Here is a 22,893-nt window from a genome sequence, read left to right on the forward strand (position 1 = left end):
ACATGGTTCGCATTGTAAAAACAGAATTTTATAAATTGAAAAGGTATCATATCCTTTGGGCGGGCGTTGCGCTCATGCTCCTATCCGTCCTGCTGACCTTGTTTACCTCTATGGCGAATGATGGTTCCGTTTGGGATTTCGCCTATCTTACAGAACAGGTCATCAAAAACAATATGTCCATGATTTTTCCGATGTGTATCAGCCTAATTGCTGGATATATGATTTCTCGTGAGCAGACGGATGACACATTGAAAAATATTCTGACTGTGCCGATCTCTTTTAAGAAACTGCTGACCGGAAAATTGATTGTGTGCGGCGTATTGTCTATTATTTTCGGGCTGATATGCAGCCTGTTTACAATCATAACAGAAATGATTGTGGGATTTCCCGGCTTTGAAATTTCCTTAGCACTAAAAGCGATCTTGCAGATTACCGCGGTTAATTTCTTTTTATATCTTGCGGTTCTACCGATTATCGCTCTTACTTGTCGGAGGGCAGGTAGCTTTTTAGTCGGTGTAATCATTTCTTTTGTCTATGGATATGGAGGGATGTTTGCCGCAGGAAATATGACATTAGCAAACCTTTATCCGATTACCGCAAGTCTCGGAATGGTAGGCTACCGTAGCTATGATACCGCAGTCAACTGGAATATCGGAACCTGTTCTTGCAGTCTTGTGCTTGCTGTTGTTATTTCTGCCATCTTGATTTTGTGCATGAAAGAGCGAGAAGCAACCCAAACAAAGAAAAAGGCCAAAAAGGTAGCACCAAAGAAAGGCTGGTGATGATTTTATGAAGAAAATAGTTTTAGCATTGGCATTTGTTCTTTTGGGAAGTTTTATGATTTCTGGCTGTTCAAAAGATGAAATTCTCGATCATTATAATAATATCGTTCAGTCGGCTGGAGCCATAGAACTTACAGGAAAGTTATCTTTGGAAGGAACAAAAGAAAAAGGGATTGATGATTATACGGGAACTTATACGGCTGATTATGAGAATTTTTCAGATACAGAGTATTTGTTCGGAGGAACTTCCATAAAGAGAGAAGCCGGTAAGGAATTGTCTATTGATTGCACTTTGGAGATTACGGAAGGTACTGCAAAAGTATTTTGGATTTCTGGATCTGATGAAGCAGTCACTTTGATTGAAGCAACCGGAACTTATAGCGACACAATTACACTTCCTGATGGTGGAAATTATATCGGCATTGAGTGTGAGGACTTTACTGGAAACATTGAATTGAATATTGAATAACATTCTGCCGGACGACGGCAAAAGAAAAAAAGCCGTCGTATAGCAGACACATTTCCACGCGCCTATGAAGCGGCGGCTTTGATTTTCAGAGCCGCCGTTTCTTTTCGTCTACTCTAAACCAACGACGACCTAACACCGTGTAAATTCACGGCGGCATATAGGAGGATTGCCGCCGTGTCTATTTTTGTCTTTTTTCACAGTACCCATGACCTACACCAGCTAAAAAAAGCGTAGCTCCCCCTCCGGGTTATTCCGGCTATGTATGCGAAATTTGTTGGAACCTTAACTATCATGTCATTTCATGCGTCCGTGTGGCTTCATGCCGCCCGGGCGCTTTTGCGTTCTTATGGGGCTGCTTCGGGTCATGTTGGCCCGAAGCCATTCCCCGGTGCCGCTCCCCGCCGCCTTCGTTTCGGTCACTCGTCAACCAACAACCGAAACGGAGGTCAATATGGCTATTATCAATTTGCGGGACTATTACCCATTCTATACATCGGATTGCTTCATGGAAGTATCGGAAGAAGTTGCAGAAATGTTCAAAGAGTTTGATCGTAAAGAGGCTGCGTACCGGCTGCGTACATACCGCCACAAAGCCTACTATTCCCTTGATCGGGATGACGGGCTGGAGCATGAAGCTCTCTTTGTCGCCTTATCTCCCCATGAACTGTATGAGCGGAAAGTGACCATGCAGGAGCTTCATGCAGCGATTGCCAGTCTGCCGAACAAACAGGCAAAACGGATTTACGCTCATTTCATTCTCGGCATGACCAAACAGGATATTGCCCGGGCAGAGGGCGTCCATGAAAAAGTGGTTCGTGTCGCAATCGAGCGAGGTCTGCGGCGCTTAGAAAAAATTTTGAAAAATTCTTTGTAAGGCGTACCGATTTAGGCCGGAAAATGAAATGGCTTATGAGAGGTAAAACACTTCGGGTCACAATGACCCGAGGTTCAGACAAGCCTCATGCAGATTGAAAATTGAATAAAAAGACACCCGGATACGAAGGGGAACGCGCTGTGTGACAGATCCGCCATGACCTCGGATTTCAGAGAATACAGTCTTTGTAAAACTGAGCGAGCGAACAGGTCCATGCCATAGGTGGGGCAAGGCTGGCTCCACCGGAACAGGCGCAGAACCCGGATACTTGCGTTTAGTCACAGTCCGAGCGTTGAAGCGGCCTTGCAAGCCGTGAGCCGTCGCAGGCAATGAGAACGCCTTGCCATCAGAATGGGGAGAGTTGAAATACTATGGGGCATGAAGCCTATGTCCGTCCGATGTGTCTGAAATGAAGTGAAAACCTATGGGGAGCTCCCGGCAATGCTGTCTGATGATAGGCCAACCGATCCGGCGTGGCTCCCCATCTTTTCAAAAAAGGAGCACTTTATGGGAAATGCGTTTGGAATGATCCCCGGCTTGGAACCTGACGAATGGAGCAATGACGCCTGCCGCGGTTATGTCATTATGGCAATGGAGGACTGCGGATTTTCAAAGAAGGATATACAGCGTGTTGTGGGGCAGCTTTATGAAGTATTTGACCTCAATAGCGTGGAGGACGCCAAAGAAAAGTACCATTCCAGTCCTTACTGACCTCGGGCCACATCGACCCGAAGTGGAGAAAGCTCAAAGGGCGGCACCTGCTGGGTGCCGTCTTTTGACATTTCCCCACGGGACAAGTGGGAAAGGCTGGCATATACACGCACTTTCGCAAAGGAGGTTTTCAATGACGCAAACTGTCGCTTATGAACGAGAAACAAAGTCTGTCGCATTTCAAGGGAAGATCATTGTGCTGGAAAGCCTCACGCCGGTACTTCCCCCGAAGGAGAAAGAACAGCGCAGAAAAGAAATTGAGCGTTGTCTTTACGAGGTGTTCAGCAAATATGGAGACAGATTTCCCTAATCATTCGCAACATTGTTGTCCGGGGCTGCTGATGGTATAATATAGTTGTAAGGTTGGTAGCTCCATTCCAACAAGGAAAGGAGCCCAATATGGAATTTATCAGAGAAGATTGTATTTACGCAAGACAGTCAGTAGACCGCAAGGACAGTATCAGCATTGAAAGTCAGATCGACTTTTGCAAGTATGAATTGAAAGGTGGGAGCTGCCGGGTATTCAAGGACAAAGGTTATTCCGGCAAGAACACGGACAGGCCGGAATTTCAAAAACTGCTGGGCGAAATCCGCAAGGGAAAGGTCCGGCGGGTCATCGTGTACAAGCTGGACCGTATAAGCCGCTCTATTCTGGACTTTGCAACGATGATGGAGCTGTTTCAAGAGTACGATGTGGAGTTTGTATCCTCCACGGAAAAGTTTGATACTTCGACCCCGATGGGCCGGGCCATGCTGAATATCTGCATTGTATTCGCCCAGCTTGAACGTGAGACAATTCAGAAGCGTGTCACAGACGCCTACTATTCCCGGTGTCTGAAAGGTTTCCACATGAGCGGACAGGCACCATACGGTTATCAGTTAGAGCCTACTGTGGTAGAGGGTATCCGTACAAAGAAAATGGTTGCCGACCCCATAGCCGCCGACCATGTACGGCTGATGTTTGAAATGTACGCTGAACCGGAAACCTCCTTCGGAGATATTACCCGATACTTCGAGGAACAGGGTATCAAGATTTACGAGAAGTCAATGGTTCGGAGTTTTCTTTCCCAGCTTTTGCGAAACCCCGTTTATGCACAGGCCGACTTGGAGCTGTACGAATTTTTCAAGAGTCAGGGCGCAGCGATTGTCAATGACGCTTCTGACTTTGCCGGAACAAACGGCTGCTATCTCTATCAGGGGCGGGATGTGAAGGAGGACAAGGACAGGTGCTTAAAAGACCAGATACTTGTTATCGCTCCCCATGAAGCACTCATTTCCTCTGACACATGGCTGAAATGCCGGAAAAAACTTATGGCAAATACCACCTTCCAGCAGGGACGGAAACCGAAGAACACTTGGCTGGCCGGAAAAATCAAATGCGGTCATTGTGGGTATGCGCTGAAAGCCACCCATGTGCCAAACAGCACCGGGTATTTCCGCTGTACCAAACGGACGGAAAATAAAGGCTGTCCGGGCTGCGGGAAAATCCGCAAAGAAGAATTTGAGCAATTCATTTTCTCGGCCATGCAGGAGAAATTCAAAGACTTTCAGATACTCCACGGCAGAGAGGAAAAAGTCAATCCGAAACTGACCGCCTATCAAGTGGAGCTGGCACAGGTGGAGGCAGAAATTGAAAAGCTGCTGGATACGCTGACCGGAGCCAATGCGACCTTGCTTGCCTACGCTAACAAAAAAATTGAAGAACTGGACACCCGACGCCAGACCATTTCAAAGGCAATCGCCGAATTGAGTGTTGAAACCATATCGCCCCAACAGATAAAGAAGTTGTCCTATTATCTCGACAACTGGGACAGCATAGATTTTGACGACAAAAGAAAAGCCGCCGATGGTTTGATCTCTACGATCAAGGCCACCAGCGACCGTGTTCAGATAGAGTGGAAAATCTGACATTTCCGCTCTATCGCCCCTCATTTCTATTTTATCTTGTTTGTACCCCTTGTACACCGATGTTTCAGATGCCCAATATACATAGCGTCCAAATTCAGGCCTTATAAGCCACATCAAAAGGTATTCCGGCAACAGTTCCTCTTTTCTGGTAATTTCAAAAACATCATACACGGAAGATACAACGCAGTCACTACCTTCACGATATGCTATTGCCACATTTTCATTGTTCAGTTGCGTACAATACGCAAATTGTCCATGACGAACAATCTTTCTTCCTCTTAAATTCGAATTTGACCGTTGGGGAGTAATAAAACGCTTTTCAATATTAATCCCTTGTTCAAGAGTTATAGCTTCATCCACATTTTTTTGATTATATGGAGAGATAAAATCTCCAATTCTATAAAGTGGTTCTTTCCTCCGGAGTTCTTCAATAAATCCAGTAAAAACAATTTTCAAATCTTCCAGCCCACGCTCGTAGCTTTGCTGATTGGCCACCATGGATTTATAGATAGCCACATATTGCCGTTGAATCGATATATCGGGAAGCGGAATCGTGATGTCACTTATGTCATTAAAATTAAATTCCGGGCGTTGGCTTCCGAAGTTCCGAAATGTCACCTCTCTGTAAAACTCTTCCCGCCGAAAATACATGAATAGCCAGTCTGGATCTATTTTTTTCCTACCTATATCATTCAAGTAGAAAACAATATACAGATGGGAAACAATACACATACCGTCAGTACGATAAGCAATGGAACCTAAATTCAGTCGAGAAGGATTATAAACGAAAGCACCGTTATTTACGATCTTATACGGTTTCAAATCCACATCTAAGGGATTCCCTTTTGGAGCCGCAAAAACGCCTTCATTTGTAACACCTTCTATTAGTTCGATACCGTATTTCAAATTACGGTTGTTTTCAGTGGAGCGTGTTATATAATCTCCAAGCCTCACTCTTAGGACGTTCATAAATGATGTTTTGTGATTAGAGTTCATAACCAATCCCCCTGAAAGCGTCCATCAGCATGGTCTGCGATTCTTTTTCCTGCTGCATGACAGCTTTCATTTCTTCCTGAATCCGCCGCATTTCTGCTTGGAAATTAATGTCCAGGTCATGGTCGATGAACTCAATATATTTGCTGGGAATCAGGCTCCATCCCTGTTTCTCGATCTCTTTCATGTCGACACTGCGGTACAACTCCGGCACCGCATATTGGGTACCATTTGTCCCGTCGTTCTGCCAGGTGTGGTAGATTTCGGCAGCCTTTTCGATTTGCTCAGTTATCAGCTGTACTTTCTTTTTGCCCTCGCCTTTGACTGGATTCTCTGTCCAAGTGCGCAAATCCATAAACAGAATTTCATGCTCCCGATTGCGCAGTGTTCTTCCGTGATAGGCTCCGCCCTTTTTGTTCTGGTTCAGAATCCATAGGGTAACGCTGATATCCGTAGTGATAAACAGCTCGCGAGGGAGAATGATAATGGCTTCCACCTTATCATTCTGGATTAGCTTTTTCCGAATTTCCAGTGTGTCGCCGTCGCCCAAAGCGCCGTTTGCCAGAAGGAAACCAGCCACACCGTCAAGAGGCTTCAGGTGGGAAAGAATGTGCAGAATCCAGGCGTAGTTGGCATTGCTTTCCGGCGGCGTGGAATAATCTGCCCAGCGCGGGTCGTTTTTCAGATTCTCGTTATACCACCCCTTCAGGTTGAAGGGGGGATTTGCCATGATATAGTTAAAATAAAGGCCTTTGTGCAGGTCATGAGTAAAGGTGGAATCCGCTTCCTCACCCATATGATGACTAAGGCCGCGCAGGGCAAGGTTCATCTTCGCCAGGCGATAGGTTGCAGGCTCTTTTTCCTGTCCATAAATGTTGATACGACTGATATCGCCCTGCTTTTCTTTCACAAGGTCTGCGCTCTGAATAAACATGCCGCCGGAACCGCAGCAAGGATCATAGAGCGTACCATCAAAGGGTTCGATCATGGCAGCAATCAACTGAACCGCATCGTGAGGAGTATAAAATTCACCTTCCTCTTTGGTGGCATTTACTGCGAATTCTTTGAGGAAGTATTCATATACCCGGCCAATCAGATCTTTCTCTTCGCCAAAAGTTTTGTGGCTGATCTTGTTGACTTCATCTACAACCTTCTTAATATCATTGGGCGCAAGGTTGCGGGTGGTAAATGTGCCCTCAACAAAACAGCCCTTGAGTTGTTTATTGGTGACAGCCAGACTGTGCAGGGCGGAATCCAATGCAACATTCAGCTTTGGAGCTGGTGTATTGATAATGGTGGACCAGCGTGCTTCCACAGGCAGGTTATAGGTACCGTCCGTAAAAGTAGCATCGTCAAAAAATGCCGCCTGGATTTCTTCGTCATCGGGATCAAGGCCTTGTGCAATCAGTGTTTGGCGCAGGTGCTCGATCCCGTCTTCAAACTTTTCACCAATAAAGCGCAGAAACACAAGTGTCAGCATCATGTCGCGTTTTTCAAAAAATGAACCGGAATTGCGCGCTTGGCGCAGAATATCACGGCACTTAAAAAGGATCGCATCTAAATTCAAAGTTTCTTCGGCTTTCTTCCTTGCCATGGGGTAATACCTTCCTTTGCAGCTTTGTAATAGTGTTCTTTCCTACTCTCAACAGGGATGTATCATTAAGAGATATCTGAGTTTTGAATACTTGTATCCGGAATGATTTCCATAATATCATCTATTGTGCAATCAAGGACGCAGCAAATCTTTGCCAGGACTTCTATATTGACCGGCTGATCTTTGCCCAGCTTTGCCATGGCATTGGATGTAATGCCAGCCTCTCGGCGCAGAGTTGTTTTGTTGATCTTCTTATCGATCAACAATTTCCAAAGACGGTTATACGAGTATGCCATTTTGAATCCTCCGCTCTTCGTAATAGCATCTTCTCTTAGGTCAATTATGTATGTAGTATCATATCAAGTATTTTTTGAGATTTCAACAAGACGGCCAAATCTTCAAAATTAAATTGAAATTTTTAACTGCCTACTCCGCCATTTACAGAAGTCTTGTACTCCGCTATACTGAAAACAGAAAAGCGAGGAGGTGCGGCCATGGCGGGCAGACGGATCAGCGCCGGGTACTACCGGCGGTATGATGGAAAGGTGGTCTATGTAATCTCTCTGGCCACCGACGCCGACACCGGCGAGGAAAGTGTCATCTGGACCACCTATCCCTTCGCGGATGTCCCCAAGTACTATACCTCCAGCAAAAAGTCCTTCTGTGCTTTTATCGAAGTGAACGGAGAACGGAAAGATAAGTATAAGCGAATGCTCAATATGAAGATCTCAGGGGAAGCCATAGAGCGGCTGGAGGAAGAGGGCTTTCGGGGACCGGTTCGTAAACGAAAAAATTGGAAACTGGATGAAGCTTATGACTCCCGAGATTATCAGCAATCTCTTACCTACTACGCATACGCAAAAGATCTCTGTGAGCACTACAACTTCGACCGGAACAAATATCGCCTCTGCGTAAAGGAAAAGAGATTCGCCGCCATCACTAAAAGTGACTTCGCCAAGCTGAAAGAGGACCTGCAGTTTCTCGACGATGCCCTGAAAACGGTGCTGGCTGCATACCAGGATTATTTCCGGGAGCGATTCGTGGATGGCCTGTCCATCCGCAAGTATGCGGAATCCCATCAGCTGAACCGTGGCAGCGTGGACTATCAGCAAAAGAAATTCTTCTCTGCTCTGGCCTCTCTGCTGGAAGAACGGGACGAGGCGGAGGGAACATGCCGGCTGCTGAAACCAGCACAAAAGTAAATAATCCAACCTCAAACGGAGCGTCTGCGACAAAGCAGGCGCTCCGTTTTTCTGTCAAATGTATGTCAGTGGGATGTATTTTCCCCAATACAAGTAGAGAGACAACTCAGACACCATCCAAAGGATATGTCAAAACTATGTCACATGCAAATGTTTGCGGCTAAAGAAGTAGAGGGAGTTTTGAGAATGAGATGGTCAACATGAGAGAATCTGTCTACAAGAGCTACGTTGAGGTAAAGGTGCCGGGCGTATCACTGTCCAGTAGGTATGAACTGATGCACCAACCGGACTTCACGGTGCTGCGTGTGGGCAACTGCATGGTGGTGCCGAAAGAAAAGTACATTCAGTGGATGGAGGAGCATACAGGAGGTGTTATATGAAGTTCCAACAGTGGCCCAAACGAGATCCCGACAAAAACTATTTCAAGGTCCCTAACGAAGTTTTTCACATCGGTCTCAGCTACCCGGAGATCTCTATCTACTGCTATCTGCTGAGCATCGAGGACAGAGAAACCTACCAGTGCTACCCCAGCTACAAGACCATCGGCAAGGCGCTGGGTATGAGCGAGAACACCGTGAGCAAGTATGTGCGCAGCCTGGAGGAGAAAGGTCTCATCCGCACCGAGCCGACAATGGTGCGGAGCAAAGACGGCAGACCCCTCAACGGAAATCTGCTCTACACCATCCGTCCGATTCAGGCGGCAATCGAATTGTTCTACGAGCGGCAGTTCCAGCAACTGGAGGAGGATGCCGCCCGTCAAAGGGCGGCGGAACACCTCGCAGAATTGGCCTGCGAAAGCCCCCAGAACGCCCTGTGTACGCCTTTCGGAGAGGAAGGGAGTCCCAGTACCAATCCGGGGTTGGAAGCCCAATTTGGCCCGCTTTCAGAGGTACTTCCGGGGACGAAAGAAAAAGCAGGATAAACGACGGGGTCGCAAGCGCCCCCGTCAGAAGCACCTCTGCCCGCAGTGCGGGCAGTTGCGGGGGCTTTTGCGGGGATTGGAAATGGGGTCAAAATCCGGGCTGTGACATCATCTCTGCGGTCACAATCCCCGAAAGCCTACTGCCACAAGGAAAAAACAGGGGTCAACCCCCGGAAAGGAAAACATTATGAGCAAAAAAGAGAAATTCCCACTCTACCTGTCACCGGAGAAAAAGGCTATCCTGGAGCGCCGATATCAGGAGGACGGGAGCCGGAGCATCACCGCCTTCATTGAGCGGGCGGTGGACTTTTATCTGGACTACCTCAGCGCCAACAACGCCGGACTGTTCCTCCCCACCTCCATCAAGTCCTACCTGGACGGAAGGATGGGACTGCTGGAGGAGCGGCTGTCCTCCATCGCTTTCCGACAGGCGGTAGAGCAGGACATGGTGGCCGGTATCCTCGCCGACGCGTATCAGTTCAGCGGCGAGGATCTGCGCCGACGGCGGGCGGAGAGCGTTCAAAATGTACGGAAAACCAATGGCCGCATCTCGCTGGAGCAACGGGTGCGTGATGCTTGGGAGGAGGACGATGAGTGGCAGGATTGATCGTGAAAAGCCCTTATCTCAAGTGGCGGAGGCAGCAGTTCGGTCAGCGGCTATCTGAGGTACATCGGCACACGGGAACGGGTGGAGATCATCCCAGATGACCGTCCGCCCACTCGAAAGCAGGAGCAACTCATCACCAAGCTGACAAAGGATTTCCCGGAGGCCAGGGAGCTGGGTGAGTATTCCGATTACAAAGACAAGCCCACCAAGGCCAATGCCTCTGTCTTTATCACCCGAGCACTGGAGGAGAACTGGTCTCAAGTGCAGCAATCAGATGGCTACATGAAGTACATTGCCACTCGGCCTCGCGCGGAGCGACTTGGTGACCACGGGCTCTTTGGTGATGAGGAGACTGTGGATTTGGAACAAGCCATGCAAGAACTGGATCAGTACAACGGGAATGTGTGGACGCATATCCTCTCACTGAAGCGTGAGGACGCTGTGCGTCTTGGATATGACAATGCCAAAGCATGGCGAAACCTGCTCCGAGCAAATCGCAATGAAGTCGCCGCCGCTATGAACATCCAACCAAATCACTTCCGCTGGTATGCCGCCTTCCACGATGAGGGCAAGCATCCCCATGTCCACATGATGGCATGGTCGACACAGCCGGGAGAAGCATATCTCACGCGGGATGGCATCCGCAATATCAAATCCACGCTCACCAATCAGATCTTCAAACAGGAGATGCTCCACACCTATGAGCAGAAGTCACAGTCGCGAGATGAGCTGGTGCGGGAGGCCCGCCGCACGATCCGGCAGCTCACTCAGGAGATGACACGAAGCATCTGTACAGCTCCTGAAATCGAACAGAAGATGGAGCAGCTGGCCAAACAGCTGAAAAAGGTCAAGGGTAAAAAGTCCTACGGTTACTTTCCCAAGTCTGTAAAGAAAACAGTGGATGAGGTGGTGGACAAGCTGGAGGAGCTGCCAGTGGTTCGTACGTGCTACGACCAGTGGTGCAGGCTCCAGGGCGAGGTGGAGAGCTACTACCACGACAAACCCAGAGAACGGAAAAAGCTGTCCCAGGAGAAAGAGTTCCGGCAGCTCAAAAACGCTGTCATCCAGGAAGCGGAGTACATCCGGCTGGGCGAGATCTCTTTCGAGGACGATGGTATATCTCAAACGGATGAACCGGAACACGCGCGGAATGAATCCCAAGCCTGCCGGGAACTGTGGCGAATCATTCGGAATGAGGACATTTCTCTGGACTACCGTGACCGGGCGGCAGAGAAGTTGGAACAGGTGGCGGAGCGCGGCGACGCCTATGCGCAATACCGAATGGGACAACTCTACCGGGACGGCCCTTTGCTGATCCCTGACAACCGCAAGGCCAAACACTGGCTCACTCAGGCAGCGAAACAGGGCCTGCCTGAAGCGCAGTATGCCCTTGGCAAACTGTTCCTCTCTGACGATTGGGAGGTGCGGGACCCGGACGAGGGCATCCGCTGGCTGAAACAGGCAGCGGAAAACGGAAGTCAATTCGCCGCTTACCGCCTGGGCAAAGAGTATCTGGAGGGAAACGCTGTCAACAAGGACACCACAAGAGCGGCGGATTGGTTCACCAAATCGGCGGAGGCGGGCAACCAGTACGCCCAGTACATGCTGGGCAAGCTGTACCTAATGGGACAGGGCTGTCTCCAAAATCAGGCCCAGGCGATGGCGTGGTTCAGCCGCTCCGCCGCCCAGGGAAATCAGTATGCCCAGTTCTTTTTGGAGCAGAGGAACGATCTCCGCCCGCCCTCTGTGATGCTGGCGGTCACCCGGCTGCTCTATCACATGAGCCGGATCTTCCAGGACATCTCTGTGCCGTCTGCCGTCCAAACGGGCCAGCAGGTGGATCGAAAACTCAGGCGGAAGATTCAGGAGAAGAAGATCGCTATGGGCCACAAGCCGGACGATCACGAGGAGCAGTGGCCTGAGATGACCATGTAAGCGGCGCAGAATATGAGCCGCAAAACAAAGAATAAAATCCCTTCCACGAGAAGGGTAGAAAGGAATCCAATGAAACGATCCAAGTACAACTCTTTCAATGAACTCCCCCTGATGCTGACCGTGCAGGATGTGGCCGATGTGCTGGGCATCGGGCTGGCCCACGCCTACGAGGTGGCCCACCGGCAGGATTTCCCCACCATCACACTGGGCAGCCGGATCATTGTCCCCCGTGATAAGTTCATGGCGTGGATCGATGAGCAGGCGGCTAAAAAGACGGAAATATTTTAGTGGCTATTTCAAAAATTCTGTGGTATTTGTTTGTGTTGCAAAAGGAGGGATGAACAATGGCAAAGAAACGAGCAAACGGCGAGGGCCGCATCCGGAAAAAGCCCAACGGCCGCTGGGAGGGCCGATACACCCAGGGCATCGACCCCAGCACCGGCCGCGCCATTCAGAAAAGCGTGTCCGCCCGGACGCAGGCCGAGTGCAAAGAGAAACTGGCGAAAGCCATCCGGGATAACCGGGGCATACCGGTCAACCACAACGAGGACTATACCGTAGCGGAGTGGTGCAGGCTGTGGTTTGAAACCTACAGCAAGCCTGTGATCCGCCCCAACACCACAAAGACCTATGAGAACATGATCGAAAACCACATCGTACCGGCCATCGGAGGAGTAAAACTCAAGCGACTCACCGCCATCCAGATCCAGAAGATGTACAACGATTCTAAAACCAATGGGCGGGTGCAGCGATTCGAAAAAAAGACTGACACGGCCCTGTCTGGAAGTACGGTGCGGCGCATCCACATGGTGCTGTCCTCGGCGCTGAAGCAGGCGGTCAAGGAGCGGATCATTCCCTATAACCCCTGCGACAACTGCCGCATCCCGCCCAAGGAGAAAAAGGAGATGGCCATCATCCCGCCGGAGAAGCTGGGGGTATATCTTAGCGAGGCGGAGAAGTACGGCGTCCTACCCATGTTCTTCCTGGAATTATCCAGCGGCCTGCGGCGTGGAGAGCTGCTGGCACTACAGTGGGATGACCTGAATGTGAAAGACCGAATCCTCTCGGTGAGCAAGCAGGTCACCCGCATCGACGGGGAACTGGTGGTGACGGAGCCGAAAACCAAGAACTCCGTCCGCAAGGTGGCACTGTCCCAGCAGGCGGTGGCCCTGCTGGTGCGAGAGCATGAACAGCACCCAGACAGCCCCATCCTGTTCCCGTCGCCCCGCACCGGCGGTTACTGGAGCCCGGACGCGGTGTCCAGGATCAACCGGAAACTGCTGGCGAAGGCGGGCATTGAGGAGCATGTTCGCTTCCACGATCTGCGTCACACTTTCGCCACGATGGCCCTATCCAGCGGCGTGGATGTGAAGACGCTGTCCAGCATGCTGGGCCACTACAGTGCCGGATTTACCCTCGACACCTATACGCACATTACCAATGATATGCAGAGAGGTGCGGCGGAAAAGATTGGCGGCTTCATGAAAACGGCTACGGCCAAACCGGAACCGGAGCCGCCTGACCCTCCGGAGGAGAGCCGGTGCAAGGTGATACCGTTCGAGAGAGTTGGGTAAAAGAAACAAAGTCCAAGGGACGATATCTCATCCCTTGGACTTTATAATTTTGGGGGGTAACCATAAATCAAAAGATTAAAAAGTTGTGGAACATTCAAAGTCATCTGCTACAATCTCGACTGCATCATCAGCGGAATCTTGATCGCCAGAGAAGTCTCCTTCAAAAAACCATTTATGCGCTCGAGCACTTATAACTTTGGTTTCAACCAAATCAAGGCCTCCGCCAATAACAGCACCAACACCAGGAACAAGTTTTCCTAAATTGATAATGCCCTTGCTTCCGAATTTCGTAATAAATCTAAATCCTACTTTTTGGTTGATTTTGGTCACAACTTTCCCAGGAATTTTCTTGATCAATCCGTTAGTGAATTTCAATCCAAACTTGATTCCCGCCTGTTTAACCAATGCATTTACGGATACACCTGCAAGGCAGGCATATACAAATGTTTGTGTTTGGTCACAATTCAGTTCAAAGCCGGCCATATATGCTGTGCAGGCAATCATGCGCATTTGCACATATAAAACACTGCCAATATTAGCAGGCAAGGTAACAGGCATTGTAATAACCCCACCGAATCCGGTAATGAAGCCAGAGGTAGTGCATTTGATGATTTGATTATTGATCATGGCCTTGCATGCCTGCTGCTTGGTGGGATATTTGTCTAAATAGTCGTTGGCCAATTCCTCTACGGATGGGCTCACATAGGGCACGCCATTCAGACATTTCTCGTAGCAAGTATCAAGAAGAGCCATGATATCTTCTTGAGAAATACCTTTCTTTTCTTTGCTCATAACACACTCACCTCAAGGCTGATTCCCTGAACTCAGGATGCGCCCGTTCTGTTTTCAAAGTTATTATATGGGGTATAGACAAAAAACTCAAGAATTCGTTGTATCTGAAATGAAAATGCGGCAGTCATGCTAATTAGGGATAGGTTAGGGATTTGGCGGTTTCGGCGGCTATCCTCGCCCATGCTTCCGCCGCTTTTTAGCACCTTGAATCCCCCATAAGCATCAATCTCCAAAAGAGCAAAAACAGAACTCAAAACGCAGAAAAACCGCCCATTTAGGCGGTTTTTCTAAGAAAGGTGGTCCGAGTGACAGGATTCGAACCTGCGGCATCCTGCTCCCAAAGCAGGCGCGCTACCAGCTGCGCTACACCCGGATAGTGAAATTCTGTTATACTAAGATACTCTGATAAAAAGTATACCAAATATCGGTCTTCCCTGTCAAGAGCTTTCGCTTTGCGCAAAAACGAGTTTCTTCCCTTTCCTATCCTCGATTTTACGACAATCCCCCTTTCCCCACCTTGAGCTATGCGTCCGGTATTTTCAGTTTTTTGCGCGGTATCGGTTTCGCAGTTGACTTTTCTCTGCAGTTGGTCTATGATTCAATTGTATGTGTGTATAAAATATTCATCGAGGGAGGATGTAAATTGAGCAGATTATCCATCGAGACGCCTGGCCGCGCGCAGACAGTTGTCGAAAGCCTGTACCGTGATGTTGAGCGTCGTCTGAGCGCAAGCCCCCCGGGCCTTTGTCCGGTCGATATGGCGCTCTCGTTCCTTCGCCTGTGTCATGCACAGACCTGCGGCAAATGCGTTCCGTGCCGCATCGGGCTCGGCCAGCTCACCTCGCTTCTCGAAAGCGTACTTGACTCCACCGCCACGGTCGAAACCATTGACCTGATCGAAAAAACCGCCCGCGTTATCCAAGATACCGCAGACTGCGCGATCGGTTACGAAGCCGCGCGCATGGTTTTGCAGGGCGTGCAGGGCTTCCGCGAGGACTATCTCTCGCATGTGGAGCATGGCCGCTGCCTGTTCGGCCTGAACCAGCCGGTCCCCTGTGTAGCCCTCTGCCCCGCGGGCGTGGATATCCCCGGCTACATCGCCCTGGTTCGCGCGCACCGGTATGACGACGCGGTGCGCCTGATCCGCAAGGACAACCCGTTCCCCACGGTCTGCGGCTATGTCTGCGAGCATCCCTGTGAGGCGCGCTGCCGCCGCCGCATGGTGGACGACGCGGTCAATATTTGCGGTATCAAACGCTTTGCCTGCGACCACGCGACCGGCAAAACGCCGCCCCCCTGCGCCCCGTCCACCGGCAAGCGCATCGCCGTGATCGGCGGCGGCCCCGGCGGGCTTTCCGCCGCCTATTTCCTTTCTCTGATGGGGCATCAGGTGGTGGTATACGACCAGCGGCCGCAGCTCGGCGGCATGCTGCGCTACGGCATCCCCGACTACCGCCTGCCGCAGGAGAAGCTGGACGCGGACATCTCCTTTATCTTGTCCACCGGCATCGAGGTACATACGGATACCTCCATCGGCCGCGACATTGCATTCTCCGATATTGAGGAGCAGTTCGACGCGGTATATATCGCTATCGGCGCGCATAACGACAAAAAGCTTGGTATCGAGGGAGAGGACAGCCAGGGCGTATACGCCGCCGTCCAGCTTCTGCGCGATATCGGTGAGGGCCGCGCACCTGATTTCAAGGGCAAGCGCGTCTGCGTGGTCGGCGGCGGCAACGTCTCGATGGATGCCACCCGCACCGCCATCCGGCTGGGCGCGGAATCCGTCACCTGTATTTACCGCCGTCGCGTCGCCGATATGACCGCGCTCGCGGAGGAGATCGAGGACGCGCAGAGCGAGGGCTGCCAGATTCTTCCCCTGCAGGCGCCCGATCACATCGAAGCGGACGAGAACGGCCATGTTACCGCGCTTTGGACCCGCCCGCAGATCATCAGCGAGTATGGCTCGGATGGGCGTCCGCGCCCGAAAAACGCGCGGGAACCGCTGTTCCGCATCCCCTGCGATATTGTTATCGTTGCCATCGGCCAGGCGATTGACGCAAAGCCGTTCGAGCAGGTCACCCCTGTTGTCCGCGGCAAGATTCAGGCGGAGTCCGACGCTTTCGTACCCAACACGCCCCATGTGTTTGCGGGCGGCGACGCGGTCACCGGCCCCGCGACCGTTATCCGCGCGGTTGCGGCCGGCAAGGTCGCGGCCGCTAATATCGACCAGCATCTCGGATACCACCATGTCATCACGGTCGATGTGGACATCCCGCCCGCCCATTTGACCAACTCCCCCGCCTGTGGCCGCGTGGAATTAAAGAACCGTCCGCTCGCGGAATGCATCGATAATTTTGAGCTTGTCAAATGCGGCATGACCGAAGAGGAAGCCCAGCAGGAGACCTCGCGCTGCCTGCGCTGCGACCATTTCGGCTATGGCATCTTTAAAGGAGGGCGGACGTCCAAATGGTAAACCTTACGATCAATGATATTCCGGTTTCGGTTCCCGCCGGAACGACAATCCTGGACGCCGCAGCCAGCGTCGATATCGAAATCCCCAGCCTGTGCTATCTCAAAGACCTGAACGAGATCTCCGCCTGCCGCGTCTGCTGCGTCGAGGTCGAGGGCGAGGGCAAGCTCGTTCCCTCCTGTAACAACGTGGTGCGCGATGGTATGGTCATCCATACCAACTCGCCGCGGGTCCGCCAGGCGCGCCGCACCAACGTCGAGCTGATCCTGTCACAGCACGACAATAAATGCGCGACCTGCGTGCGTTCCGGCACCTGCCAGCTACAGAAGGTTGCGACCGACCTGGGCGTTCTGAACATCCCCTACCCCGCCGATCTTGCGCGCGGGAAAAAGCTGGAATGGACCACCACATTCCCCCTGTTCCGCGATGTTAATAAGTGTATTAAATGTATGCGCTGCGTACAGGTCTGCGACAAGGTGCAGTCGCTTTCCATCTGGGATGTCAGCGGTTCGGGCGCCCGCACGACCATTGACGTTTCCGGCAATCGTTTCATCAAAGAAGCGGACTGCTCGCTGTGCGGCCAGTGCATCACCCACTGCCCAACCGGCGCGCTGCGCGAACGGGACGACACCGCCAAGGCATTTTCTGCGCTCGCCGATCCGGACCAGGTCACAGTCGTCCAGATCGCGCCCGCTGTCCGCGCGGCCTGGGGCGAGGCGTTCGGCATGGACACCGGCACGGCGACCATCGGCCAGTTGGTTACCGCCCTGCGCAAAATGGGCGCGGAATATGTCTATGACACAACGTTCTCCGCTGATCTGACTATCATGGAGGAGGGTACCGAGCTGCTGCACCGTCTGCGGGACGGCGACCTTTCCGACATGCCGATGTTCACCTCCTGCTGCCCCGGCTGGGTGCGGTTCCTCAAGTCCCAATACCCCGAGCTGACCGGACGCCTGTCCACGGCAAAATCCCCGCAGCAGATGTTCGGCGCGGTCAGCAAAACCTGGCTGGCAAAACGCCTCGGCCTTGCTCCGGAAAAGATCTTCAGTGTTTCCATCATGCCCTGCGTAGCGAAAAAAGCGGAGTGCGAGCTGCCTGGCATGCAGTCCACCGCCGCCGGTCCGGATGTCGACCTGGTGCTGACCACGCGCGAGTTTGCGCGCATGGTGCGCGCCGAGCATATCGACGTACCCGTGCTCGCCGAATCCCCGTTTGATTCGCCGCTGGGCGATGGTACCGGTGCCGGCGTGATCTTTGGCGCAACGGGCGGCGTGATGGAGGCTGCTCTGCGCTCCGCCTATTTCCTTGCCACCGGCGAAAATCCGCCGGCCGACGCGTTCCACGACGTGCGCGGCAATATTACCCGCGGCGGCTGGCGCGAAGCGACCTTTGACCTCGCCGGCATCCCCCTGCGCTGCGCGGTCGCAAGCGGTCTGGCCAACGCGCGCCACCTGCTGCACGCGCTTAAGCGCGGCGAGGTGAAGTACGAATTTGTCGAGATCATGGCCTGCCCGGGCGGCTGCGCGGGCGGCGGCGGCCAGCCGATCGACGGAACTGACCGCGAGAAGGCGGTCTGGCGCGGAAATGTGCTATATGACCTCGACCGGCACGCCGATCTGCGTTTCTCACATGAGAACCCCGCGGTACAGGCTTTGTATCGGGAAGAGCTCGGCGAACCCTGCTCGGAAAAGGCCGAGCGCCTGCTCCATTGCAACCATTTTGCCTGGCAAATGCCGCAAAACCGATAAAAAAAGAATGCGCGCCGCTAAAAGCGGCGCGCATTCTTTTTTTATTTATTCCCGACTGCCCATAAGCGTGACCATGACCGCCTTTTGCGCGTGCAGACGGTTTTCCGCCTCTTCAAAGATCTCGTCCGCATGCTCCTCAAACACCTTGGTCGTGATCTCCTGCTCGCGGTAGGCGGGCAGACAGTGCTGCACCATGCAGCCGGGCTTAGCGGCGGCGAGCAGCTCGTCGTTCACCTGATAGCCTTGGAACGCCTGCATGCGCACTTCCTTTTCAGCTTCCATGCCCATGGAGGCCCAGGTGTCCGTGATGACCACATCCGCGTTCTCTGCGGCTTTCATCGGGTCGTCCGTGATGGAGAAATCCGGATTGGCGCTGGCAAACGCCATGACCTCCGGATGGGGACGGTAGCCCTCGGGGGTGGCAACCGATACCTTCATGCCGGTCTTGAGGCCGCCGACGATCAGGGAGTTGGCCATGTTGTTGCCATCGCCGATGTAGCACATCTTCAGCCCTTCGAGTACCGCGAACTTCTCGCGAATGGTCATCAGGTCGGCCAGTACCTGGCAGGGATGGCAGAAATCGGTCAGACCGTTGATGATCGGGATGGTGCCGTAGCCCGCGAGGTCCTCGACCTCTTTCTGTTCATAGGTGCGGATCATGATGCCGTCCAGATAACGGGACAGCACGCGCGCCGTATCCTGCACCGGCTCGCCGCGGCCGATCTGCAGGTCGCGGTTGGAGAGGAACAGCGCCTGTCCGCCGAGCTGATACATACCGGTCTCGAACGAGACGCGGGTGCGGGTGGAGGACTTCTGGAAGATCATGCCCAGGCTTTTGCCCTCCAGATGACGGTGGGAGATATTATGCTTCTTTTCATATTTAAGCTGGTCGGCCAGGTCGAGCAGACCGATAATCTCCTCGGTCGAGCAATCGAGCAGCTTGAGCAAATGCTTCAATTAAAACACCTCTTTCATAATGGTCAGCGCCTCATCCATTTCTTCCCTGGATATGGTCAGCGGCGGCAGCAGGCGCACCGCGTTTTTGCCCGCCGTGATCGCAAGCACGCCTTTTTCAATCAGTTTATTGGCAAAGGCCGTGTGCCTGCCCTCGTCCACAATGATGCCCAACATCAGCCCCATGCCGCGCACGCCATGGATGCTGGGGGAGCCAATGGACAGGATGCCGTTTTTCAGGTACTCGCCCTTTTCCCTGACCGCAGCGAGGAACTGCCCCTCCCCTACAGTATCGAGAACCGCATTCACCGCGGCGCACACGATGGGCGTGCCGCCGAAGGTCGTCGCATGCGTACCGGGGGTCAGCACGCCCGCACAGCTTTCCGCGGCCAGCACCGCGCCGACCGGCAGGCCGCCGCCCAGCCCCTTGGCCATCGTGACGACATCCGGACGGATGCCGTACTGCTGGAAGCAGAACAGGCTGCCCGTGCGGCCGACGCCGGTCTGCACCTCGTCGATGATGAGCAGCAGGTCCTTTTCGCGGCAAAGCGCCTCGACCTGCTTGACAAACGCCGGATCGAGCGGTAGCACGCCGCCCTCGCCCTGCACCAGTTCGAGCATGACCGCGCACGCCATATCGTCCGCTTTGCGGCGGACCGAATCAAAGTCGTTTGCCTCCGCGTAATCAAAGCCCTCGGTAAACGGGAAAAAATAATTATGGAAACGGTCCTGACCGGTGGCCTTAAGCGTGGTCACCGTGCGGCCATGAAAGGAATTGACGAGCGTGACGATCTTGTAACGCCCCTCGCCGTACTTGTCGAACGAATATTTGCGCGCCAGCTTGATCGCGCCCTCGTTCGCCTCCGCGCCCGAATTGGCAAAAAACACCTTGCCGTTCAGATGCGTTTTCTCCACCAGCTTTTTCGCAGCCCATACCATAGGCTCGGTCGTGAACAGGTTGGAAACATGCATCAGCTTGTGCGCCTGTGCGGTGATCGCGTCAATGATGATCTGGTTATTGTAGCCCATGCAGTTGACGCCGATGCCCGAGGCCAGGTCGATATACTTCCTGCCCTCGACATCCCATACCGTCGCGCCCTCGCCTCGGTCGAGCGCGATCGGGAAACGGCCGTAGGTGTTCATCACATATTTGTTTTCCTCGGCCTTGAGTTCTTGGTAGGTCATTTTCCTCGCTTCTTTCTCACTGGAACATCGTACCGACGCCCACTTTGGATAATAATTCGATCAGGATGGAGTGCTTGACGCGCCCATCCTGGATATTGGCCGCTTCCACGCCCTTGCGCACCGCCTCGACGCAGCAGTCCACCTTGGGGATCATGCCGCCCTTGATAACGCCGTCGCGCATGAGCTTGGGTACCTCGGAAACCTTGAGGAAGCGCAGCAGCGTCGACTCGTCCTCCGGATCGAGCATCAGCCCGCGCACGTCGGTCAGCAGGATGAGCTTTTTCGCGCCCAGCGCGACCGCCAGCTTGCAGGCCGCGGTATCCGCGTTGATGTTGTAATTGGTTTCATCGTCGATCCCCTGCGCGACGGTCGAGACGACCGGAATATAGCCCTTTTCCAGCATATCGATCACCGGCGCCGGATTGACCTCGACGATGTCGCCTACATAGCCGTAATCCGTACCGGTACGATCGGTCAGGCGTTTTGCCTGGAACATGCCGCCGTCCATGCCGCCCAGGCCAACGCCGCGGCCGCCCGCCTTTTCCAGCAGCGTCACCAAATCCTTGTTGACCTTGCCGCACAGCACCATCTGCACGATATCCATGGTCTCGCGGTCGGTGTAGCGCAGGCCGTTGACAAAGCGGGACTCCTTGCCGATCTTTTTCAGCATATCCGAGATCTCCGGCCCGCCGCCGTGTACCACGACCACCTTGACGCCGACCAGGTTGAGCAGCACAAGGTCGTGGATGACCGCGTCTTTCAGTTCCTCATTAATCATGGCGTTGCCGCCGTATTTGACGACGACCGTCTGCCCGTAATATTTTTGAATAAACGGCAGCGCTTCAACCAGTATTTTGGCCCGCAGCTCTGCATCCAGTTGTGTATCCATCTTGTCTCGTTCCTCTTCGTTTATTATCAGGTCCGGTAATCGCCGTTGATCTTCACATAATCATAGGTCAGGTCGCAGCCCCACGCGGTCGCGCAGTCTGTCCCCTCGCCCACGTCCACCTGAATGGTAACCTCGCTTTCCGAGAGTACCTGCTTGGCAAGCGCCTCGTCAAAATCGATCGCCGCGCCCTTTTCGCACACAGCCACGCGGCCCGCCACGGACTCGAACGCCACGGACACATATTCCGGCCGGAACGGCGCCTTGGAGTAGCCCATCGCGCACAGCACGCGGCCCCAGTTGGCGTCCGCGCCGAACATCGCCGCCTTGACCAGGTTGGAGCCCACGACTGCCTTGGCCAGCCGCTCGGCCGCCTCCTCGGAGCGGGAGTTTTTGACCGTACAGGTCACCAGCTTGGTCGCGCCCTCGCCGTCCGCCGCGATCTGGCGTGCCAGACGGGTGTTGACCTCGTTCAGCGCCTTGCAGAACGCCTGATACTCCTCGTCCTGCCACTCGATCAGCTCGTTGCCCGCCTGTCCGTTGGCCAACACCACGCACATGTCGTTGGTGGAGGTGTCCCCGTCCACCGTGACGCGGTTATAGGTCTTGCGCACGTTCTCCTGCAACGCCTCGGCCAGCATTTCGTGTGTGATCGCACAGTCGGTCGTCAGGAAGGACAGCATGGTACCCATGTTAGGATGGATCATGCCGCTGCCCTTGCAGATACCGCCGATGCGGCAGATCCTGCCGCCGATGGTGAACTCGACCGCCGCAGTCTTGGTTTTGGTATCGGTCGTCATGATGGCGCGGTTCGCCTTTTCCGAGCCGTTTCCGTCCAGCACAATTTCGGGCAGGTGCTGCTCGATGCACTCAACCGGCAGGCGCTGACCGATCACGCCGGTCGAGGCGACGACCACGTCGTCCTCGTCCACGCCGAGCACCTTCGCCGCGACCTTGGCCATGCGGCGGGCGTTTTCCATTCCGTCCGGCGCGCAGGCGTTGGCGTTGCCCGCGTTGGCGACGATCGCGCGCGCCACGCCGTTTTCCAGATGCTCCATCGTCACATACAGGGGCGCGGCCTTGACGCGGTTCATCGTATAGGTCGCCGCGGCCGTACACTCGCACGCGCTGAAGATAATCGCGGTATCGTCGTCCGCGCGGCTGTCCTTGATGCCGCTGCGGATGCTGCCCGCGGTAAAGCCCTTTGCGGCGCACACGCCGCCGTCAATAATTTTCATAGCTGCATTTCTCCTTACCGCCCGAAGCGGCGCGAAATAGATA

Annotated in this window: 22 protein-coding genes, 1 tRNA gene and 1 pseudogene; 15 read left to right on the plus strand and 9 right to left on the minus strand. The window is 53.3% G+C overall.

All coding sequences use genetic code 11. From position 1 onward, the window contains the following. Window positions 1-2: 2 nt before the first annotated feature. The 6 genes from DBQ51_RS03915 (at window position 3) to DBQ51_RS03935 (ending at window position 4,744) form a co-directional block, all read left to right on the plus strand. Window positions 3-782: an ABC transporter permease gene (locus DBQ51_RS03915; protein ID WP_107630823.1), complete on the plus strand. Its 780-nt coding sequence runs from the start codon at window positions 3-5 to the stop codon at window positions 780-782. A 7-nt stretch (window positions 783-789) separates the two neighbouring features. Then, the gene (locus DBQ51_RS03920) at window positions 790-1,251 is read left to right on the plus strand and encodes a hypothetical protein (protein WP_107630824.1); all 462 of its coding nucleotides are present in this window, start codon (window positions 790-792) and stop codon (window positions 1,249-1,251) included. A 451-nt stretch (window positions 1,252-1,702) separates the two neighbouring features. Then, window positions 1,703-2,125 (plus strand): RNA polymerase sigma factor, encoded by a 423-nt coding sequence (locus DBQ51_RS03925; protein ID WP_154259463.1) that lies wholly within the window; start codon window positions 1,703-1,705, stop codon window positions 2,123-2,125. 441 nt (window positions 2,126-2,566) lie between these two features. Then, on the plus strand, window positions 2,567-2,836 hold the full coding sequence (locus tag DBQ51_RS03930) for a hypothetical protein (RefSeq protein ID WP_107630826.1): 270 nt from the start codon (window positions 2,567-2,569) through the stop codon (window positions 2,834-2,836). Between the two features lie 133 nt (window positions 2,837-2,969). Beyond that, window positions 2,970-3,146, plus strand: coding sequence for a hypothetical protein (locus DBQ51_RS16790; RefSeq protein WP_016306487.1), 177 nt, complete (start codon window positions 2,970-2,972; stop codon window positions 3,144-3,146). Between the two features lie 89 nt (window positions 3,147-3,235). Then, the gene (locus DBQ51_RS03935; protein ID WP_107630827.1) at window positions 3,236-4,744 is read left to right on the plus strand and encodes a recombinase family protein; all 1,509 of its coding nucleotides are present in this window, start codon (window positions 3,236-3,238) and stop codon (window positions 4,742-4,744) included. Between the two features lie 501 nt (window positions 4,745-5,245). Here the strand turns inward: DBQ51_RS03935 and DBQ51_RS17045 are convergent. The 3 genes and pseudogenes from DBQ51_RS17045 to DBQ51_RS03950 all read right to left on the minus strand — a co-directional run. Beyond that, window positions 5,246-5,740 (minus strand): annotated as a pseudogene (locus DBQ51_RS17045) (restriction endonuclease subunit S); the annotation flags it as partial. Further along, entirely contained in the window at window positions 5,730-7,331 is a 1,602-nt protein-coding gene (locus DBQ51_RS03945; RefSeq protein WP_107630829.1) for an N-6 DNA methylase, read from the minus strand. The pseudogene DBQ51_RS17045 and the gene DBQ51_RS03945, both read right to left, overlap by 11 nt. 65 nt (window positions 7,332-7,396) lie before the next feature. Continuing rightward, complete coding sequence (locus DBQ51_RS03950) at window positions 7,397-7,627, minus strand: helix-turn-helix domain-containing protein (RefSeq protein ID WP_107630830.1); 231 nt, start codon at window positions 7,625-7,627, stop codon at window positions 7,397-7,399. Between the two features lie 198 nt (window positions 7,628-7,825). On the opposite strand from DBQ51_RS03950, the gene DBQ51_RS03955 reads away from it, so the two are divergent. From DBQ51_RS03955 to DBQ51_RS03985, 7 genes are all read left to right on the plus strand, one after another. Then, complete coding sequence (locus DBQ51_RS03955; RefSeq protein ID WP_107630831.1) at window positions 7,826-8,533, plus strand: hypothetical protein; 708 nt, start codon at window positions 7,826-7,828, stop codon at window positions 8,531-8,533. Between the two features lie 200 nt (window positions 8,534-8,733). Next, entirely contained in the window at window positions 8,734-8,913 is a 180-nt protein-coding gene (locus tag DBQ51_RS03960) for a DNA-binding protein (RefSeq protein ID WP_107630832.1), read from the plus strand. Further along, window positions 8,910-9,455, plus strand: a complete 546-nt coding sequence (locus tag DBQ51_RS03965; protein WP_107630833.1) for a helix-turn-helix domain-containing protein — start codon at window positions 8,910-8,912, stop codon at window positions 9,453-9,455. The genes DBQ51_RS03960 and DBQ51_RS03965 overlap by 4 nt, the downstream gene beginning before the upstream one ends. Before the next feature lie 187 nt (window positions 9,456-9,642). Beyond that, window positions 9,643-10,062, plus strand: coding sequence for a hypothetical protein (locus DBQ51_RS03970; RefSeq protein ID WP_107630834.1), 420 nt, complete (start codon window positions 9,643-9,645; stop codon window positions 10,060-10,062). A gap of 81 nt (window positions 10,063-10,143) precedes the next feature. After that, the gene (gene mobP3, locus DBQ51_RS03975; protein ID WP_242977821.1) at window positions 10,144-11,997 is read left to right on the plus strand and encodes a MobP3 family relaxase; all 1,854 of its coding nucleotides are present in this window, start codon (window positions 10,144-10,146) and stop codon (window positions 11,995-11,997) included. Window positions 11,998-12,066: 69 nt separating this feature from the next. Continuing rightward, window positions 12,067-12,285 carry a helix-turn-helix domain-containing protein gene (locus tag DBQ51_RS03980; protein ID WP_008980528.1) on the plus strand — a complete coding sequence of 73 codons (219 nt, stop codon included), beginning with the start codon at window positions 12,067-12,069 and terminating at the stop codon, window positions 12,283-12,285. 56 nt (window positions 12,286-12,341) lie between these two features. Continuing rightward, window positions 12,342-13,571, plus strand: coding sequence for a tyrosine-type recombinase/integrase (locus DBQ51_RS03985; RefSeq protein WP_107630836.1), 1,230 nt, complete (start codon window positions 12,342-12,344; stop codon window positions 13,569-13,571). Window positions 13,572-13,646: 75 nt separating this feature from the next. Here DBQ51_RS03985 and DBQ51_RS03990 read toward each other — a convergent pair whose 3' ends face one another. Continuing rightward, a complete protein-coding gene (locus DBQ51_RS03990; RefSeq protein ID WP_107630837.1) occupies window positions 13,647-14,363 on the minus strand; it encodes an EcsC family protein in 717 nt (238 codons plus the stop codon). Window positions 14,364-14,660: 297 nt separating this feature from the next. Then, window positions 14,661-14,736 (minus strand) — tRNA-Pro (locus DBQ51_RS03995). A gap of 270 nt (window positions 14,737-15,006) precedes the next feature. Between DBQ51_RS03995 and DBQ51_RS04000 the strand changes: the two genes are divergently transcribed. Beyond that, the gene (locus DBQ51_RS04000; RefSeq protein ID WP_107630838.1) at window positions 15,007-16,839 is read left to right on the plus strand and encodes an NAD(P)-binding protein; all 1,833 of its coding nucleotides are present in this window, start codon (window positions 15,007-15,009) and stop codon (window positions 16,837-16,839) included. Then, complete coding sequence (locus DBQ51_RS04005; protein ID WP_107630839.1) at window positions 16,833-18,587, plus strand: [FeFe] hydrogenase, group A; 1,755 nt, start codon at window positions 16,833-16,835, stop codon at window positions 18,585-18,587. Before DBQ51_RS04000 ends, DBQ51_RS04005 begins: the two co-directional genes overlap by 7 nt. A 45-nt stretch (window positions 18,588-18,632) precedes the next feature. Here DBQ51_RS04005 and argF read toward each other — a convergent pair whose 3' ends face one another. The 4 genes from argF to argJ are packed head-to-tail and all read right to left on the minus strand — an operon-like array spanning window position 18,633 to window position 22,850. Then, window positions 18,633-19,544 (minus strand): ornithine carbamoyltransferase, encoded by a 912-nt coding sequence (gene argF, locus DBQ51_RS04010; RefSeq protein ID WP_107630840.1) that lies wholly within the window; start codon window positions 19,542-19,544, stop codon window positions 18,633-18,635. After that, window positions 19,545-20,726: an aspartate aminotransferase family protein gene (locus DBQ51_RS04015; protein WP_054326872.1), complete on the minus strand. Its 1,182-nt coding sequence runs from the start codon at window positions 20,724-20,726 to the stop codon at window positions 19,545-19,547. Window positions 20,727-20,742: 16 nt separating this feature from the next. Beyond that, on the minus strand, window positions 20,743-21,615 hold the full coding sequence (gene argB / locus DBQ51_RS04020) for an acetylglutamate kinase (protein ID WP_054326871.1): 873 nt from the start codon (window positions 21,613-21,615) through the stop codon (window positions 20,743-20,745). A 26-nt stretch (window positions 21,616-21,641) separates the two neighbouring features. Continuing rightward, window positions 21,642-22,850: a bifunctional glutamate N-acetyltransferase/amino-acid acetyltransferase ArgJ gene (gene argJ / locus DBQ51_RS04025; RefSeq protein WP_107630841.1), complete on the minus strand. Its 1,209-nt coding sequence runs from the start codon at window positions 22,848-22,850 to the stop codon at window positions 21,642-21,644. Window positions 22,851-22,893 lie beyond the last annotated feature (43 nt).

The organism is Agathobaculum massiliense, from assembly GCF_900291975.1.
GTDB lineage: Bacteria > Bacillota > Clostridia > Oscillospirales > Butyricicoccaceae > Agathobaculum > Agathobaculum ammoniilyticum.